Origin of the sequence: Arenibacter arenosicollis (genome assembly GCF_014397245.1) — a bacterium.
In the GTDB taxonomy this organism is placed as follows: Bacteria; Bacteroidota; Bacteroidia; order Flavobacteriales; family Flavobacteriaceae; genus Arenibacter; species Arenibacter arenosicollis.
The window spans coordinates 19,692-39,156 of record NZ_JACLHY010000028.1 but is presented as its reverse complement, the minus strand read 5'-3'; the positions used below and the strand labels follow the sequence as shown (position 1 = coordinate 39,156).

The 19,465-nt window shown below is 37.8% G+C and carries 15 protein-coding genes; all 15 read right to left on the bottom strand.

Going from position 1 to position 19,465, the window contains the following annotated elements; all coding sequences use genetic code 11:
* Position 1 precedes the first annotated feature (1 nt).
* On the bottom strand, positions 2-2,908 hold the full coding sequence (locus H4O18_RS19280) for a PEP/pyruvate-binding domain-containing protein (protein WP_187587692.1): 2,907 nt from the start codon (positions 2,906-2,908) through the stop codon (positions 2-4).
* Positions 2,909-3,130: 222 nt separating this feature from the next.
* Positions 3,131-4,420: a flexirubin biosynthesis putative acyl-CoA ligase FlxY gene (gene flxY, locus H4O18_RS19275; protein ID WP_187587690.1), complete on the bottom strand. Its 1,290-nt coding sequence runs from the start codon at positions 4,418-4,420 to the stop codon at positions 3,131-3,133.
* Positions 4,420-6,090 carry a C45 family autoproteolytic acyltransferase/hydrolase gene (locus H4O18_RS19270; protein ID WP_187587688.1) on the bottom strand — a complete coding sequence of 557 codons (1,671 nt, stop codon included), beginning with the start codon at positions 6,088-6,090 and terminating at the stop codon, positions 4,420-4,422. Before H4O18_RS19270 ends, flxY begins: the two co-directional genes overlap by 1 nt.
* Before the next feature lie 14 nt (positions 6,091-6,104).
* Entirely contained in the window at positions 6,105-6,977 is an 873-nt protein-coding gene (locus H4O18_RS19265; RefSeq protein WP_187587686.1) for a cupin-like domain-containing protein, read from the bottom strand.
* 10 nt (positions 6,978-6,987) lie between these two features.
* Positions 6,988-8,523, bottom strand: a complete 1,536-nt coding sequence (locus H4O18_RS19260) for a phytoene desaturase family protein (protein ID WP_187587684.1) — start codon at positions 8,521-8,523, stop codon at positions 6,988-6,990.
* 125 nt (positions 8,524-8,648) lie between these two features.
* Positions 8,649-12,350, bottom strand: coding sequence for an MMPL family transporter (locus H4O18_RS19255; protein ID WP_187587682.1), 3,702 nt, complete (start codon positions 12,348-12,350; stop codon positions 8,649-8,651).
* Positions 12,343-13,512, bottom strand: coding sequence for a DUF2062 domain-containing protein (locus H4O18_RS19250; RefSeq protein WP_187587745.1), 1,170 nt, complete (start codon positions 13,510-13,512; stop codon positions 12,343-12,345). The genes H4O18_RS19255 and H4O18_RS19250 overlap by 8 nt, the downstream gene beginning before the upstream one ends.
* Before the next feature lie 108 nt (positions 13,513-13,620).
* Complete coding sequence (locus tag H4O18_RS19245; RefSeq protein WP_187587680.1) at positions 13,621-14,109, bottom strand: hypothetical protein; 489 nt, start codon at positions 14,107-14,109, stop codon at positions 13,621-13,623.
* Complete coding sequence (locus tag H4O18_RS19240; protein WP_187587678.1) at positions 14,110-14,478, bottom strand: ApeI family dehydratase; 369 nt, start codon at positions 14,476-14,478, stop codon at positions 14,110-14,112.
* A gap of 5 nt (positions 14,479-14,483) precedes the next feature.
* A complete protein-coding gene (locus H4O18_RS19235) occupies positions 14,484-15,077 on the bottom strand; it encodes a porin family protein (protein WP_187587676.1) in 594 nt (197 codons plus the stop codon).
* A 2-nt stretch (positions 15,078-15,079) separates the two neighbouring features.
* A complete protein-coding gene (gene lolB2, locus H4O18_RS19230; protein WP_187587675.1) occupies positions 15,080-15,688 on the bottom strand; it encodes a flexirubin biosynthesis protein LolB2 in 609 nt (202 codons plus the stop codon).
* Positions 15,669-16,298, bottom strand: coding sequence for a flexirubin biosynthesis/transport protein LolA2 (lolA2, locus tag H4O18_RS19225; RefSeq protein ID WP_187587673.1), 630 nt, complete (start codon positions 16,296-16,298; stop codon positions 15,669-15,671). The genes lolB2 and lolA2 overlap by 20 nt, the downstream gene beginning before the upstream one ends.
* On the bottom strand, positions 16,291-17,067 hold the full coding sequence (locus tag H4O18_RS19220; protein WP_187587671.1) for a polysaccharide deacetylase family protein: 777 nt from the start codon (positions 17,065-17,067) through the stop codon (positions 16,291-16,293). The genes lolA2 and H4O18_RS19220 overlap by 8 nt, the downstream gene beginning before the upstream one ends.
* A complete protein-coding gene (locus H4O18_RS19215) occupies positions 17,061-18,125 on the bottom strand; it encodes a beta-ketoacyl synthase N-terminal-like domain-containing protein (RefSeq protein WP_187587669.1) in 1,065 nt (354 codons plus the stop codon). The genes H4O18_RS19220 and H4O18_RS19215 overlap by 7 nt, the downstream gene beginning before the upstream one ends.
* Before the next feature lie 78 nt (positions 18,126-18,203).
* Positions 18,204-19,406 carry a beta-ketoacyl-[acyl-carrier-protein] synthase family protein gene (locus tag H4O18_RS19210; protein WP_187587667.1) on the bottom strand — a complete coding sequence of 401 codons (1,203 nt, stop codon included), beginning with the start codon at positions 19,404-19,406 and terminating at the stop codon, positions 18,204-18,206.
* Positions 19,407-19,465: the final 59 nt, after the last annotated feature.

Sequence of the window (19,465 nt, the reverse complement as noted above, 5' to 3'; positions counted from 1 at the left end):
CTTATATTTTTTTAGAAAGTGGTATGTTTTTGTTCAAATCAATATTTGGGGTAATAGATTCCAAATAATTGGAACTTAACGCCTTTTTGTTTTCTACAAAAGGCCGAATTTGGAATAACCATAGTTTATTGTTTTGGAATCCCAATTCCACATCATAGGCCCCTTCATAATCCGATTTTGTTTCCTTGGGCATAGTGATACGAATAGTCTTGGCAAAATCCCTTATTTCTTTAATATTTTCCTGGCTTAGGATGAAATTTTCAAAAGTGGACATTCGTTTTTCTGTTCCTCCAGTGGCTGGAAGTCGATTATGGTACATTTCCCTAGCTGGTGCCAGCAGTTGGGTACCTCCAATATCCTTTATTAAATAAGTTTCTGCCGATTGGCCATCGACTGCACCACCGGCGCCCCTGCTAAAAGCAATGGTCAAATCTTCCGGATTGCCAGAACTTATCCCTTTGGTAATCAGTACGCCAGAATAATCTACGTCCACACTAGGGATGACCAAAATGGAGGGGAAAACATTTTCAGGGTTTAGGAGGTATTTTTGTCGCCATTTAAAACTACGTTCGGAATAAGGGGAAGCCCAAACGTCCTTAATTCCCGAGATTATTTTTTCCTTGGCAGCAACATTGAAAATGGTGAGGTTTAATCCCGCTCCGGTAAAATTCTTTAAATCCTCCATATTGGTGTCACTTCTAAGAAAAACAGGGATTTCGCCAATAGCCTTGCCCAGCACTTCCTTGAAGTCGCGTTCCAATTGGGAAATGAATTCGGCTTTCATTGGCATTACCTTTATAGCCTCTCTTAAGCTTTCCAATTGCCGTAATTGATAGTTCTCTACTTCCCCTTCCGAAATGCCATCTGAACGCATGCTCTCTGCTTGCTTAAAGGTGGAATTTAGAAACTCCCAATAGCTGCCCGATTGATTGGGCATAGGTTGGTCCATATGGTCCCGGAATATGCCAAAAGGAATAACCAGGCCTTCAACCACCTTTTCAGGGAACATCTTTTTTAACTGTCCCAAATTGGCTGCCTTTGGACCACAAAGTTTACCCGAATCCTCTGCATCAACCGATCTTAGGTTTAGTATTGCTGTTTCATCCAACCTTATATTCTCTATAGGCACTTCTATTCTTTCTTCCTTGCGTTCTATCTTGACAAACAAATTGCGTTCCTCTTCGGACATATCCTTTTCCAACTTCATAATAACATTGCCTTTATTGGACACCGCATAGAATATTCTTTCTCCGTTATATTTTTGAAGACTTTTTAGATTGTCATCTCCAAGGGCGGTATTGGGGATGCCCATATTCCGTGCCAATAACTGCACGTGGGAAACCATATTGCCCTCTGAAACTGTGGCAATACCAGCAATTGGTTTGAGATCGGAAGGCGGACGTTGAAAAACATAAATTTTGTCCGAGGACACCTCGATCTCATCGGGAGAACCGCTGACCACTACCAATTCGCCCAAGGCATACCCCGGATTAAGACCGCGTAGGCCACTTTGGTTGTCTATGTCCAGGACCTTATTGGTCAAAGCGGATTCCTGTGCAATGATATCGCCCAATTCCCCTACGGTCTGGCCTAGGTACAACGCAATGGAGCCTCTTATTTTATCGTCTATAAATCCGTAAGCCTTTGGTTCAAAAGTGGTGTAAATATCTACTATTTCCTGATAATTTGCCTTCACCATGGAAGAACTCCATTCCACTTCCCTACGCGCATTTTCCAATACAGTAGTCAGTTGCCCAAGAGACATAGTGCTTGTATTGGACCCCTTAATGGATAAATTAAGCTGTTCCCATTCTGCAAGTTCTATATATCCTGCCCCGGCATTCGCCATGCCCAAATAACATACCTTATCCAACAACCCATTTAGATCTTCTGGTTGCCATTGGGGCGAATTCTTGAATATTATTTCTTCCAATTTTAAAGAGGCGTCCAATAATTGCAGGCGGGCAATCGCATTTTCTTCTTTTAGGACGGCCTGTCTTATATCTAAAAGCAATTCGGCCGTAGCGGGAATAAGTACTGCGGCATTTTTCTCTCCACTGTAGCTGGCCGCAAAGGTTTTAATTGATACCCCGATAGGGCTATCCTTTACTAGGGGAGTGCTTTTTTGTATCTGCGCAATATCTACTGGTTTGTAGAAATTGGTCATGGTGGATACTAAAGCATCAATTTTGGCTTTATTTTCGTTGGATAGCTTGTTGCTATTATTAGCTTTAAAATCCTTTACTCTATTAATATCACCAGCATCAGGTTGACTATGGATCTTAACCCTTAAGTCCATAAATTCTGGCACTAAATCTGATATTACCTTGGAATCGCTCCTAATAATTTGGGCTAGATTATCATCTCCATTGTGAGGAATATCCTTTAAGGACTGTCGAATGAGATAAAAGTTTTTGGTTAAATTTTCGGTGTTTGATAATAGCCATTTATAAAAATCGACGCCCCAGGCCTCTTCATCCTCGGCCTGTAGTGCTCCACGATAGAACTGACCCTTTTGTAAAATCCAGCCATTATCAACAGTTCTTAAGTACTTGTCCAGTTGATACTGCTTAAGTCGGGAGTTATTATGTGCTGAGTCCCAAAATTCCTCTTTGGTCGTATAGGCTAAAATCTGCCCCAAGTAGATGTGGTTGGTCTTGCCCAGATCGGTTACCGAGCTTTTATAGGTGGCGTGCTGAACTCCAGGTCCAATATTATCGGGACATGGATCTTTAGGTTGGCGTATACTGCCATCCGTGCAAAACCAACGAATCTCCTTATAGGGTCCTCGGATGTCCTTTTTATAGGAATCGATTAAATTCTTTATTTCCTGATTGTCTAACTTTTGTCCAATGCCCATAAAGGGTATACAAAATATTAGAATGCAGATGAATATTTGTTTTTTCATAGTGATACACTGGAATTGCCAATGATTAATCAAATGTAATACCAATTTTAATGCAAATATATTTTTGGTGATTAGTTTCGTGGTCCAAACAAAAAAATATACCTATAAAGACTGGAAATGGTTTAAGGAACGGAATTCTGCCTGTATGGCTTTATAATGTAGGAAATTAACGGAAGAGTTACAAATTTAAAGTGTTGGGTGTACTAAGCCTAAATTCCTAAATTAAAGTCGATGGTCTATTACAATAACTGGTTTTCTGCTCATTTTGGGAAATCGCAATTCCTGAAGGGTTTTAAAATCATGGAATTCAATCTTAGGGAGTACCCTTAACTTTGCCCTAAAATGATCCTTAATTGTTTGTAATAATGTATCTGTAGGATTCTGTGTTGCAATTTTAATACAAATTTCATCAGTTCCTATATCGTTATGGGCAATTTCTATTACAAAGGCTTCTATTTCATTAAAATAATTGAGTACGTTGTACATTGCCGGGGGATATAATGTTGTACCCTTGTACTTTATCATCTGTTTTTTTCTACCAATAACGGGTCCTAGGCGTAAGGTATTCCTTTCGCAGGAACATTTGGCAGTATGTGCTTTAACAATATCACCAGTTTTAAACCTCAGTAAAGGCATGCCTTCGACACCTAAGGTAGTAATGGTAAGTTCTCCGGGCATACCAACTGAAACGGGTTTTTCTTCATCGTCCAGAATTTCGACGATGATCAATTCCGGATGGTGGTGGCCACCTTGTTGGGCCTTGCATTCGGTAAAGGCAGTGCTCATTTCGGTTGAGGCATAGGTGGAATAAAGGGGGATGTTCCAATCTTTCTTTATCTTGACAGCGAGGGTGTTCAATGAAAAATCATCATTTCTTAGCGATTCCCCAATACATATGGCACCTTTTACCCCTGCCTTGTTCGGATCTATTCCATGTTTATGGGCATATTCTATGAGTTTCAATAAAAATGAAGGGACTACAATGAGGTAGGTTGGTTTAAATTTATGGATGGAATCCCATTGAAGCTCAGGAATTCCGGCACCTACTCGAATAATTCCCGCTCCCAGCTCCCTAGCTCCCAGAAAATAAGCCAAACCGGCCATAAATCGTCTATCTATAGTGGTAGTTAATTGCAGAATATCGTCTGTTGTAACACCGGCACAGTCAAAAGAAATGGCCTCGTTATAGGCCAACCTGTTCAGGTCATTGTCTGTTAGGGCAAAGGTGACAGGTTCGCCCAATGTGCCCGAAGTAGTTACATAGTCTATAATCTTGTTTCTATCTACGCACAAAAAATCATCATTATATCTTTGTAGGTCTTCTTTGGAAGTTGTGGGTAGTTTGGTCAGGTCTGCCAATGTATTTATATCGCTGGCCTGTAAATTATTTTCTCTGAAAATTCTTTTATAATAGGCCGAGTTTTTGGTAGTATAGGAAATAAGTTCCCGTAAACGCTGTTCCTGTAACAGTTGTATTTCTTCCTCGGTTGCTTTTTCTATATCAGGGATCATTATTTTAATTTACGTTTTAATCTTCGAATATACGAATGTACCAGAGCTTCCTTGGGAACTGTAGTTATTTCTTTTGTACTTGCCTCCTTAAAAGCATTCAAGGCAGCTAAATAATATTTTCTATGGTAATAATAGCGACCTACCCAATAGTAGGTTTCCCAATATTCAGGATTCAATGTTTTAAATTTCTCAAGGAATTCAGGAGTTAAGTGTTTTTCGTCTGTTACTGCTTCCTTTATTTTGTCGGACATTGACCTATATTCCTCGTAGTTTTGATACGCTAGGGTATATAGAAAACTATCTTTTTTAATGTTTTTATTCGCGATGGAAAGGGTAGTTTTGTTCCCGTGATTTAAACTGTCCTTAAAAATTTTGTTCAGGTTATAGGCTACAAATTCTCCTAATTGGTAGGGATTTGAAGAAACCCAAACCAATCCTTGTTCTGGTTTAAATACAATTCCGTGATGGGCCAATAACTGGTTCAAAGCCTTTTCATTGCCGTAGCCAATATCCATATCCCTAAGACCTTCTTTATTTCTAAGGATGTCCACTGCAATTTTAGGCGTTATTTTTTCGTGGTTTCCCAAGAGTTCTTCCAGTCGCTCATATCTGTAGTTGGAATGACTTTCCAAAATTTGTTTTTTGTTGTTTTTGTCCTTGGCATAGGCATCACTCTGAAAGTGGTTGGAGCAGATCAATTGATTGGTATTAGGGACCTCATATACTCCGAAATTATGTGGCGAGACTTCGATTACTATTGCTTTTTTGTCACTGGCACTACCTACTAAAATAGATTCCGAAACAAATACTTGGCGTTTTTTGGCAATGGCTACGGCCTCTTCCAGTGTTGCCGCATATTGTAAAATTTCCCTAGCAACGATACTGATGGGTGTTTTGGCCACCAACGGAATTTTAGATTTTCCCGCGTTGATGGTAACTGTTAAACCATGCTCGTTCATTCCGGAGACCACTCCCATCATACCGCCCCATGTCACAGACATAAATTTATGGCCTTCGGTAGGGTCTACAAATGAAATTATTTTGTTTTTGGCAAAATCGTCCCCTGCATAAAAGTCAAAATTCCGACCAATGATCAAACTCCCATCATCAGATTTATCCCCCCAGGCTGCAAAGGAAGAACATCCTACTAAGGCCAAATCTTGTAGGGCATGGCCAATATCATGGGCGCCATGAAGGTAAAGTACCCTCGAATATGGTTCCGCGATGTAGTCAAAGTCGTCAGAAGCGTATTTGGATAGTCCCCAAATTTCCACCTTAATTTCCTCGGGAATGTTCTTATACATTTTTCTATTGTACCAGGCCAAGAATTTTTTTAGAAAATATCTTTTTGTCTTGGAAGGTACCAATTGTTTTACCTTGGATAAAAATATAGCTTCCTGGTGCTGAAATAGCTCTTCTGTAAGAGCTCCTGTAATTAAGCCCCTTTGCAAGGGGTCTCCAGATACATAGAGCTCCCATAGGCCTTGTTTGTTTTTAGTCAAGTGGTTATTGGAATAAACGAAGGAAGTATCCGAAGTTTTTGTTATTTCCGGAACTTTAGGGTTGTAGGCGCTTATATTGGGCCTATCCTTAAGGGATTTCGAAATTCCACAGGAGCCCAAAAGTCCTAGCAGGGCAGAAAGACATATAATCCATTTTATCCGGTGCATCCTAAATACCTATTTTATTGATTTCCAAACCTTTTATTGGTTCTTATAAGCATCTTTTTCTCTTTAAAGTTTACCCATTTTTGCCCCCATAGTTTACGCATTGTGTTTTCAAATGGCCTCATAAAGAATAGATTTCCAAACATTTTGGACAATAATATGGGACGATTTGGCAATGCCCTTAGGGTAATGGAAAAGCCACCATCCATATATTTAATATAGTGCCAGTATCCGCTTGGCATGTACAAGGCATCACCGTGCTTCATTTCAATATAAAGTCCTTCTGCCTTTTTTAAGGCTGGATAGGTTTCAAAATCTGGCTCGTCCATGTTTATAGATTCCAAATTATGCACTGAAAAAGGCACCTTGTATAGGTATTTGGTCTGTTCTGGTGGAAACAAAAGAACACTTTTGTGACCGTGAAAATGAAAGTGAAGTAGGTCTGATAAATCCATGTCGTAGTGGGGCAGCACTACTGAGCCTTTACCACCGAAAAACATGACAGGCAAGCGTTTGAAAAATTTTAATCCTATATCAGGGTACCTTATATCCTTAATTAATTCCGGCATTTTATCCAGAATGTTGTAGAAAAATATACGAAGGTCCGTAGGTTGGTTTTTAAGTATTTCAAGGTAGTCGTACAGTTTCATTTCCATCGCCGGGGCGGCAGAGTTTTGTTTCCCCTTGGTAGGTTCATTATTGTAGAGTGGAACAATCTGGTCTCCCGCCCGTTCCTGTATATATTCTATATTCCAATATTTTCGGGCAGGCCAATCATTAGTGAGGTTTTCAATTAAAACGGGACGTTGGGTTTTATAAAATTTATTAATAAAATCTTCCTTACTAATATTGCTTACCCTGGTAATCGGTATCGTTTTAATTTGTCCCATATTAAAATTTTTACACCTCTTGAGTTTTATTGACTTCCAAAATTTTCTCCAGTAAATAGTCTTTTCCAACCAACTCGGAACAAGTAATGATTGCTCCTATGGTTACTCCTAAGATTCCATGCATATTTAAACTTTGACCGGTAAATAAAAGATTTTTGATTTTTGTTCTAGGAGAGACAAATGAATGCAGAGGATTGTTTACGTCCTTAACATAGCCATACATGGATCCATTATGTGATCCTATGTAATCCCTATAGGACAAAGGCGTGGAGGCATAAACCGTTTGAATGCAATCTCGAAGATTTGGGAACTTTTTCTCCAATTCCGTAATAAAAATTTCTGTCTTATAATTCTTAAACTCCTCATAAGTCTGTCCCCTGTCATTTTTAGCGGCAACAGTGTTAAATGTATTTTGCCAGTGTTTGACCTCATTGAAATTCATATAGGTCATAGCTATCAAACTATCTCCCCAACCATCATCTTTTTTATTAACGCCCATGGAGACCATATATCCTTCAGGCCAACTCTCTTGAGTGTAATTTTGGGCATCCCAAACCCGATCTCCATATTTAAAATGATAAAAATTCTTATTGTGATATTTAAAGGAATTAGGTTTTAATACAATGTATAGACTAAAGGCCGAAATAATACTTTCAATCTTATTGATTCTATTGGTATAGGATTTTCTAAAGTTTTCCTCACCAACCATTTTTAAGGTGAGCTTGGGTTCTACATTGGATATGAAGATGTCGCCATTTATAAGCTTTCCATTTTTTGTTTCAACCGAAGTAATTTCCCCATTTTTAACATTGAATTTGGATACTTCATGGTGTTTGTAAGTATCGCCTCCATATTTTTTTATTTGTCTGATAAGTACTTTGGTAATCTGGCTTCCCCCGTTTACGCATCGGTAAGCACTTTCTATATAGGAATTAACGGAAAGAGCATGAACATAGAAAGGAGAACGTTCCCCATCTCCGGCATAAAGAAAATTGGTGCCCGCAAAAACCGCCTGTAGCTTTTTATTATCTGTAAGGGAATTGATATAAGTTTTGGCATTTAAGTTAAACACTTCATCACTCCCATAGGAAGGCTTACCTTTGTTTAAATTGTACAATGGAAACTTGGAACAAGTATCCCTTAGCTTTTTACTATAAATTTTTATGGCCTTTTCCTCTTCTGGAAATTGGGCTATCAAACTGTTTTCAAACCGATCATACCCTTGAGCGTGTTTGTACTCTATTGGATCATCGTCGAACGTTATAATATCAAAGCCGTCTTCATCCAGTTTTTTGAGTTTTAATTGGTCCATTATACCCAAATATGTAAAATATTGGTTCAGGTTTTGGCCTTCTGAAAGTCCTCCAATATAATGTACACCAGTATCAAAAATGGTTTTATCCCTGACAAAGGTCTGTAAGTTGCCTCCAAATTGATTGTTTTTTTCCAAGACACAGACACTATAACCTTCCTTGGCCATTATCAAGGCAGAAACCAATCCCCCTAATCCGCTTCCAACAATTACAATGTCGTAATGTTCTTTCATATGCTGAATTCTTTACAATTCCCAAAACCAATGCTCAATTAAGGGTTTTGGTAGGTGTTGCCTAACTGTATATTATTTATTATCCCTCCCAATTGAAATACATGGATGCTTTTCGACGCCTATCCCTAAGGGTTATGTTGGGCCTTTATTTTTTCAAGGATAATAAGGTTTTCATTTTCCAAAATATTTTCAAAACCAGTTGCCGTTATAATTTTCGAAGGCAATTTTGCAGCTTCTTTTACTAATATCAGTATCTGAATATTGTTTTTTATTATATGCCCAAGCACTTTTAAATCTTCTATTTCCAAATCAATGATCATTATCTCCGCAGGCTGTTCAACGGCCTCATCAATTGATTCTACCAAGATTAATTTGGCTATTTGCTGAGCAATAAAACTGTTTTTTACAATAGGTCTTACCTCCACATCCTTAAGATAGGTGAAAATTTTGCGATCAACAGCATTTAAAGATAATAGAAAATCCAGTTGCCCGTATTCTTTTGAAAGATGAATTATGGAATCTGAAGTTCCAATGTGTTTTGAGATTTTGGAATATATTTTCGAGTTATTTTCTAAATCTTTCTTTACCGCACGATAGATGGAATCTCCTTTGTAGCGATAATCTTCCAGAATGGTTCTTAAAAAATAAGTGTCTCCTTCCACCTCATTTCTTAATTTTTGAAATTCGGATCTGAAATGGGCAGCGATGCTTTTATTGCGCTCTCGGTAGGTTTTGCCGTATTCGTCGTCTTCCGGTGAGATTCTATCCAAAATCTTGACCGTTATACTGCCGTTTTTTATCACAAAACTCCCTTTAGGGAGGACTTCTGAATTTCCATGGATTAATACCGGAACAATATCCATGTTGAACTGTTCCGCCAAATAAAAGGCTCCTTTGTGGAATCGTCTTATTTTATTGGTCCTGGACCGTGTGCCCTCTGGGAATGCCATTAAGGAGTATCCTTGGGCTACCTTGTTTTTTAAATGTTCCAGGCCGTTGTCAATTCCTTGGGATACAGGATAAAACCCTGCCAATTGAACGGCTTTTCCAAAAATTGGAGATTTGTACACCCAATCGTTTACCAAATAAATAATCTTTGGATGTAACATGCCAACAGCCAAAATATCCAAAAATGAGGTGTGATTTGCAATAATTATAGCAGGTTTGCTAAAGTCTTCCCCTGATAAATTAATTACTTTTTTACGTACAAAGGGATTGGTATAAAGAACCGATTTCATGAATTTTGAAATCGTTCTATGAAACCATTTCATTTTAATTTTTTTGTTAAAGGGCAGGATTTTCATAAACGTAACACTCCATATGGACAACAATAGTCCACCGGAACCGTAATACCCAAATGAGAGGACGGAATGAATTAGTAATCGCAGGCTTATGGGGCGTTTTTCTTTACTTCCAATAAAGAGTAAGAATAATAATGGTTGTATGGTAAAAGCAACAAAAATAGCCGATAGGATGCCTATTAGTGAAACTAGACTAATGGAATGTAAAGCTGGGTGTTTTGCAAAAATAAGTACGCCGATACCCAAGATTGTCGTTATGGCGGATAGGAGGATAGAGGTTCTATGTGTAGTGAGTAATTTTTCTCCTTTACCATATTCCTTGAGCAGTCCTGTGGTTATGAATATACTGTAATCTATTCCCAAGCCAAAGATGAAGGTGGAGATAATGATGTTAAAGATGTTGAATTCTATATTAAACATACCCATAATACCAATGGTCAACCACCAAGTAAGCAAAATGGGAATGCTGGTTACCAAAACGAGGGAAAAGCTCCTGAAAAAAAGAAACAGGATCAAAACCACTATTCCAAGGGAGTAGCCAATAAGCTTATTGAAATCATTTTTGAGATTGCCTAAAAACATCTCATTCATTTCTTGCCTATCTATTACCAGGGTTTTGGGGTATCCTTTAAAAATTTGCTTTACCTTTTCTCCGTTTCCCTCCTTTAATTTAATCAGTGATGTAATAGTGGTAAAATCATTATCGGTATTAACGTAGTCGTCAATAGGTAGAGCTGCTGCGCCGCTGTAATCCAAAATGTTCAGCAGGTTAAAATCTTTGTCGAGAAAGGAATAAAATTTATCGAAGGAGTTTGGCTTAAATCCTAACTCCGTACCGCTTTCTATAAGATTTTCTTTTGTATTTGCAATAGTATTATCGTCCCAAAAATCCTTCCAAAGTGCAATTTTTTCTTGCTGTTTCTGTTGGGAAAGAACTAAGGTGCCAATAGATCCAAAACTAAGAATTTCTCCCTTGTTCTTTAAGCGGACCAATTCTTGGTAAATGGTATCGTTGGTTTGAAACGCTACTTCGCTATCTTCTCCATATATGGCCAAATAAATGGATTTGGAAGACATATTGGTAAGTGCATCCAGTCTTTCCCTAGCTTGCATCAGTGCGGTAGGCTCGTAATTGAGTTTGGAAATATCCTTATTGAAAATTACCTTATCGTGAAAAAAAATACTGGCAGTCAACAAGCCTACAAGAACAACAATGCCCCATTTGTTTTTATGAAAATTGTAGGAAGCTATTTTATCTAAAAGGGTGTTCCTAATTTTAATTTTGTCATTATTCCGGTAAACGTGGGGTATAAAAAGGAGAGCGAATATACAGGAGCCAATTACGCTAACGGCGGCAAAAATACCAAGGTCCTGTAGAGCCTGAGAATCCAGAAAAAGCAGACATAAAAAGGCTAGGGCAGTGGTGATGCTGCTCATAATTACGGGCTTGGCCACATCGGTGTAAAGTGTCCTTATAGACGGGTTATTTCTTATTTGGGTTAGGATATGTAAGGAATAGTCCAAGGTAACGCCAAGTAGTACGGAGCCTATGCCCAAGGAAATGGCAGAAATCTTCCCTCTGGTCAAATAAAGTACAGCTACGGATAGTATTGCTCCGAAAAGGGTAGGGGTAAAGAGAATAATGGGAATAGTTATTTTTCTATAAAATAGAATCAGGATAACAATTAAGATGGATAGCGCAATACTGACCGTTAATTGAATATCGGTTTTAATCTGTTTAGCGTTGGCCACCGCTATTAAAGTGGCACCAAAATATTCACTTTTTATTTTGTCCTTAAACAATTGGTCCAGCTGTTCTTGGGTTTCATATAGATCGGCAACAAATTTGGTATTTTCCACGGTTTCACTAGAAGGGTGGACAGGAGTAATAAAAAGTAAAATATTTTGCAGGTCCTTACTCAGGAGAAAGCCGTCTTTAAGGGTAAATTGCTCTCCGATGCCCAGTTGTCTTAATCTTTTCAGGGCAATAAAGGAAATTCCTAGGGGGTCTTTTAGAATCATTTCCTTGGCAACAATTCCAGATGGGGAAATTAATGTTCTGTAATTTTTTTCTGTGATTTTGGAAATACTGTCCTTTTCGAGTCTTTTTGAAATAATATTGTAGTCTTCCCTATCCAAGAACAAGGGAGCATTTTCATAGACAAAACTCATGGTATTACCTAGGTCTCCATCATCTATCTTGCCTTGGATTTTCTTTATATGTGAAGAAGATTTTTTGGATATGCTATCGAGGAAAACAGTTGCATACCCAGTTAGTTCTTCAATGGTTGCCCCTGGTTGCCTAACAATATTAACGACGATCTTATCTGAGAAATTTACTGATTTTAATACTTTTTGAATTTCTACAGTCCTGCTATTATTTGGTATGAGCTTGGTTATGTCCTCTTCGAATTCAATTTTGGAAGCAAAAAATATTAAGATGGAAAATAGGGCAATCAGACCAAAGACGCTAGGTAGCCTTCTATTGGCAACAAAATGATAAAACCGATATAAAAAACTACCCATTTTTAAGTGCAATTTTCTTTCTGTCAAAAATATTCAATATTATATATCCACAGAATCCCGTGGTTAAAGCTCCAAAAAAGGAAAGGGTTATGCTACCGATTATATAGGATTTTAAATGTTTTATCACTTCAAAATTTGCTCCAGCTTCCTCAAAGGTAAAGTCAAACTCGGTGCCCAAGACCCAGTGTCCTATCTTTAGGCTAATAAATAACACAAAAGGGATAAATGGAGGGAAGCTTACGTTGGAAAAGGCAAAGGCAATGGTTTTGTTCAGTTTAAACAGTACGGCCAAGAAAATAACTATCAAGGTTTGGAATCCCCAAAGGGGGGATAAACCAATAAAGACTCCCAATGCTATGGAAAGTGCTTTTTTTTCATGGGAATCATTACTGCCTAGAAAGTCTTCATAGAAGAATCTTTTAATTCCTTTTTTTTTTATTTTTTGGATTATATCACGGGGGAAAATATAAAGAAATGTGAGTATTACCAAATAAGTATTTAACAGGCTAATACGTGAAAAATCTACAAAGGGTCTAAAATGGGATACCCTTTCCGTGACATCGTAGGTTACTTTTACCGGGATATTCTTCACTTGTATTCCGTTCCATGCGGCCTTTACGATTGCTTCAATCTCAAACTCAAATTTTCTTGTAAAGAAGGTGATATCCTTTAAAGCTTTTATGGGATATAGTCTATAACCAGATTGGGTGTCCTGTAGTCTTACCCCAGTTTCTACCCAAAACCAAAAATTGGAAAATTTGTTTCCAAAACTACTTTTTTTAGGAACGTCTTTTTGTCCCATATTTCTTGCCCCTATATAAAGTACGTTTTTGGACGTTTCTTTATTTAAGCTATCAATAAGTACGGGTATATCATCCGGAAAGTGCTGACCATCGGAATCAATGGTGATGGCAAAGTGGAAACCCTGTTCCAGAGCCAATTCAAAACCTTTTCTCAAGGCATATCCTTTGCCTTTGTTATGCGGAAGGGAAATAGTACGGATATTGTGAAATTTGGTCAATATATCGGAAGTGGTATCCGTAGACCCGTCATTTACGACTATAATATCATTGGTGTATTGCAACACCCCGTCAATGACTTTTTTTAGGGTTTTGTGATTATTGTATGTAGGTATAACCACACAGCATTTAAGCTGATCCATAGCTTCAGTTGTGGATGTGGTTTGTTGTGACACGGTTTTTTGCAATTTGGTTGTTCTTCCTTGAAGGAAAAAACAAGATATGGTTCGCAAAAATAGGAATTACTAAAGTTAAAACCGTTGCTTTTCTTCAGTATTAAATTCTGTTGATTGTAATATAAATGATTTCACAAAATCCTTGACCGCTTGTGAATTGGTCTTTTCGTAGTGGTTTAAAATGAATGTCTTGTCCTCTTGAATGTTGGATTTATATTTCAAAAACTTAGGGGAATTTTCCTGAATACTTAATCTAAGACACCTTATTTCTATACTTTCAGGTTTTTGCAATACCGCGTACTCCAATAATGTTACACCGTTTTTAAAGAGGTTTTTTCTTTCTACATTATCCTTGGTGTATTTTGCTGATAACGCCATAACCGCACCTTTGTAGGCTACCAGTAGTTTGTTGTCCTCCTTGGTTATAGGCTCTAATTTATCTCTTAAGTCCAAGGCTGATTCACGGTTATTGGTGGCCAATTTAAAATCCTTGCGAATCTGGGCTAAATCGGGAGTGAAAAGCGATTGGGAAATCAGTAATACGAGAAAACAGAGGAATTTCATTTAGGCCATACTTTTAAAGGTTGCACTAAGTTTAAGGGCAACTGTTTCCCCAAAGGTGGTAGTACTTTTTATTTTGATCAAACCGTCCAATTCACTAAGGTTTATGTCTATAACCAGTGTCGGGTCGGTTTCAGGATTTATAATTGCCATAAATTTTACATTGGAAGCAATGGATAGAAACAAATCCTTACCAAGACCCCTTTCCGTGAGTTCCTTTATAATTTGAATCATACAAACACCTGGCATAATAGGCTTTCCTGGGAAATGGCCTTTAAATATTTCGTGCTTGGGATTTAATTTGATTTGGGCGGATATGCCTTCTTCGTTTTTATTAAAAGTTTCGGTAGTATATAGACCTTGTATTAACATTTGCCTCACATATTAAATTTATAGGCCAGTCCAATTTGGATGACTCTGTTTAATTGATTTTCTTCTGAATTGCCTCCATACTCCCCGGAGTCATTAAAATCCAGATCGATTAATCCTTGCTTAAATCTCAATTCCATTGCCAATCCAAAATCGAACTCATACCCAATTCCTCCAAATACGGCTATGTCTATGGGAGTTATTTCCAAATTATCGCCATTATCGTTAATTAGGTTGATAAAATTATCATCAAAATTAATGTCTAGACTCGGACCCAAAGTAAAGTGGAACCCCTGATTCTTACTTACAAAAAACTTATTGGCCAGACCAATGGATACATAATTGATATTTAAGTCTTCCCCATTTCTGAAGCTAGCATTGCCTCCCTGATTGGAATATGCGATTTCTGGCTGCATTGTATAACTATCCGTGAAGCGGACTGCTAAAAATAACCCCGCATATATTCCCGTTTTGGTGTCCAGTTCCGAATTCAGCACTCTTGCACTGTTTGCACCCAACCTTATACCTAATTGGGATTTACTTTGGGCAAATAGATTGGAAGAAATAATGAGGAAAAGGCTCAATAACAGTAGTTTTTTCATCTTTAAATCGCTTTTAAATCAATAGTTAACTTAATGTTTTTATGCCTTATATTAATTTCCCTGGCATGATTGTTTTCTACTTGTGTAAAAATATAGTCCGATTTTTCTTTCCCCCCCCGTGTTTCCAGTATTTGATGCAATTGCTGGTCTGCGGTAAGGTAAAAGTATGTTTTATTCTCTATCTGGGTCTCCAAGAATATGGTATCCCCTGGTATTTCGTAATGGTTCAAAATTTTGGGATATTCATTGGTCAAAACATGAAAGTCCCGCTTAAGAAGGTTAATGAGAATTTTTTTATTCATTTCTTCTAGAATGAAATTAATTTTGAATTCGTTTTTGATAAACGAAAAATCAAATATTTTATTTCCCATTTCTGTTGTAAAGACTACTCTATGGTGCTCTTCACCCAGCTTTTTTACTATGAATATTCCGCCAAAGGATTTCGCGGCGAAGTTTATTTTGGCCTTATATACGTAATCCTTGGCCATATCGGAAAAGTAAGGATTGGATATAGTTGAGGTAACCCCAATTTTCCTTTCTAAATTATTCTTTTTTGGATAGGAAGAACAAGCCAATAACAATGCTATTAAGCTAGTTAGTAAATACTTCATTGTCCAATGGTTTGTTAATCAGTCGGTCAGTAAATACAATTCTAGTGAAATCCTTTGACGGTTCAATCATTTTAACCTCTAGAACGTCGGCATTTTTCTTATCGAATAATAATATAAAAGAGGCGATATAACCTTTTATTTTCTCGTCCTTAGGGATAAAGATGACCTTGTAATAATTTGGGCTTTTGTAGTAATCCATACTAAAGTCCGAATCTTGGAACAAGTTGCCTTTTACACTATTAATGATTAGTTCATTTAGTTTTTTGAAAAGGGCACTATTTCCTAGGTCCACATTGCTTTTGGTTCCAGAATCGTTTATTAATAATTTATCGTCCTTAAAAATAACACTGTATTCGAAGGGTTTTAGATACTCCCATTTTACCATGTTGGGAGCCTTAAACGCCATTTTTCCCTCTGTTATGATATCATTGGATAAAAAATCCAAGTGCTTATATTGAGTAAAATTGCTTTGGATTGTCGTCGTTGCCTTTGAAGTTTCATTGATCATGGACTTAAACCTTACAATTTCGGCATTGTCCATGTTGCTTTCCTGGGCTATCAAAAGAGAAACATGGCTAAATAGGACAATTAGAAATAATACGTTACGCATAGGCTTCAATATCTAGCAATTGGTCTACAGAAACCGATTGCATTTTGTTCTGCTGTAAAAATAGCAATAACTGTTCCAATACTTCAACTGTTTTTTCACTACTGTCGTGAAGTAGGATGATGTCGCCTTTCTTTAAATTACTGGTAATACGTTCCAAAATGTCCTTTTTTGATCTTTTGGTGGTGTCCAAAGATCGAATGCTCCAGCCAATTGTTTGAAGTTTCATTTTTTTTACTGCCTTGTTTATATTGGGATTTGTTACCCCAAAGGCGGGTCTGTATATTTTTGTATTGAGCCCTGTAAGATCATTTATGATTTCATTTGTTTTCTGTAGTTCCAATAATACTTTTTTGGTACTTAAGAATCCAAAGCCATTGGAATGTGTATAAGTGTGATTTCCTATGGTATGACCTCTTTCAATGATATCCTTTACAATTTCGCCATATTGCCTAACTTGCTGTCCCACACAAAAAAAAGATGCCTTTCCATTATATTTTTGCAGTAATTCCAGGACTTTTGGTGTGAATTCTGGATGGGGACCGTCATCAAAGGTAATGGCAACCCAATTCTTTTGGATCTCTTTATTGAAATGAAGGGCTGGAAGATGATAATTCCAACGGATATGGAAGGAGCCAATAATGGTAAAAGTTGCCCAAAGCATTGCCATTAGTAGATATGTCCACCATCTGATCTCCCAAATAATATCCAATATAATTAGAGCGATAAATGCAATTGCAAAAAGGCGATTTATTACAGGAAACTTCAACATTGGCGAAGGAGGGTGAAACTATGGTTTTTACCTCTGTATTGATTGTACAGTAAAACAGTTCCAAACCCTTTGGATTTAATCGAATTTAAGGCAATCTCACTAGGTATATGTTGGGTCTTCAGAATTTTGGCACCCAACCAAAATCCGAATGAGGATGCGGTGTTAAACTCACCACTTAGATGTTTGTAATAAACTTGTTGGGTGTTATTAAAAAGCCCCTGGGTGAGTTCCAAATAATAATTGTCGAAGTTAAGGTCTCCATTATTTCCACTGATCAGCACGTCTATATCGTCTACAGAAAGATTATTGTCTTTTAAAAATCCCTCTAGATTGGCCGTTAGCTTTGATATGGGTAGGGTGTTAAAAGTCTTTACACCCAATATTTGGGCATAGCAGGAATTTTGTTTGTTGTTGGACAATACAAAAAAATTGGCTCCCTCTCCAAAAACAGCACCTTCGGTATTGGACTGCAACAGCTTGTTGGTGTTTATTTTTTCCAGTTTTATGTGCTGTATTAGTTTGTGAATGGTATTGGTATGTTCGCCCGATTCATCAACACCACCGACAAGAATGTTTTCTGCTTCCTTGGTCTGTAATTGCATTAAGGCATCTATTAATGCAGATTCAAATGAAATACTACTATGGACATAGGTAAAATTATATCCTTTGCATCCGATACCCAGGGCTATCTGGCCCGCAACCGTATTATGGGTGGACTGTATAAAGGAGGTAGGGGTGAGAAACTGCTCTTGGTTGTCCAAAATGGCGGTGACAAATTTTTCGGAATCCCGAACACATCCCATTCCTGTTCCGGTAATAATGGCATCTACATTCGATAGATTGGCTTCCTCCATAGCTATTTTGGCAGCAACTACTCCCATTTTTATTCCCTTTGCCATTCTTCTGGCCGCCGCTGGCGGAATAAAATCCTTATAGTTGGGTTCTATTGCAGGAATAACGTTGTCTTCATAGGTGGTAATTTCCTCCAAAAAAACCTTGTTATCAAATGTTTTTTGGGCAGATATGGAACCGATACTGTTAATAAAAACTTTTTCCATTACTTTTTGAAAATGCCGATTTATAATATAATATCTAAAAAGATCAAGTGACCTAGATGTAAATATAACAATTCCCTCTTAGGGGTTTTTTGAAAAAATTAGTGTGGAACAGTTTCCGCCAAACCCAAGGGAATTGGAAAGCACTGTGTTTAATACTTTTTCTTTTAAGGTGGTCTCAGGGGTTAGGGCAAACTCCTTCATTGGAGTTTTAAAATTCAAATTGGGATAAATAATATTGTTTTGAAGTGATAGTATAGCATACACCGCTTCTATTGCCCCTGCTGCAGCCAAGGTATGTCCGGTATAGGCTTTTGTTGAACTGAATTCGGGAACTTCTTCCCCAAAAACTCGGATAATGGCCCGCCCTTCGGACAAGTCGTTGTTACCAGTGGCGGTCCCATGGGCGTTTATGTAATCAACGTCCTTCGGTTTCAGTCCTGCAACGGCAAGGGCTTTCTCCATGGATAGGGTGGCACCATCACCATTTTCTGAAGATGCAGTCTGGTGAAACGCATCATTGGCATTGCCATATCCGGCCACATATCCCAATACTTTTTTATTTTCTTTTTTCACCAGCATCTCCGATTCCAACACCAAATAGGCAGCTGCTTCCCCTAAATTAAGGCCTTTTCTATTTTCGTCGAAAGGGGTACTGTACGTATCGGATAAGATCATTAAGGTTTTAAAACCATTAATCGTGAATTTGGATAAACAATCGGCCCCACCCACAATAACCCTATCCAATTGCCCCGTTTTTATTAACCTGGCCCCGAACATTATCGCATTCGCAGCAGAGGAACAAGCTGTACTTATGGTCGTGACCAAACTTTGATCTATGCCCAATTGTTCCGCAATCTTTTCTGTAGAGTCTCCAGCATGGTGACCTTCTATATATCTCCTATTGTCCCCACTTTCCAAGTAATCGTAATAATATTTTTCGGTCATATCCATGCCTCCAACACTGGTGGATGAAATAAGACCCGTCCTGTAAGCTTTTATGTCGGTTATTTTGGCATTAGCAATAGCTTCCTTAGCTGCTACTGCCCCTAATAAAGCAGTTCTAGAGTAATTGTTATTAGGGCTTAAGCCCAATTTCTCCTCTAATTGCCCGTTGTTGAATTCAATTTCACCTACCATAATACTGTCTTTATGTAGGGTGTCTATTTTGGAAATTTGGGAAATTCCAGTTCTGCCCTCCAAAAGTGACCGGTAATTCTCGGCCACATTGTTTCCAATAGCAGATATTATTCCCATTCCCGTTATAGCTACTCCTTTGGACATGTAATTTTTATATTTAGGGTCTAGATTTCCTTGGATGTAACCAATTTCTTTATTAGGTG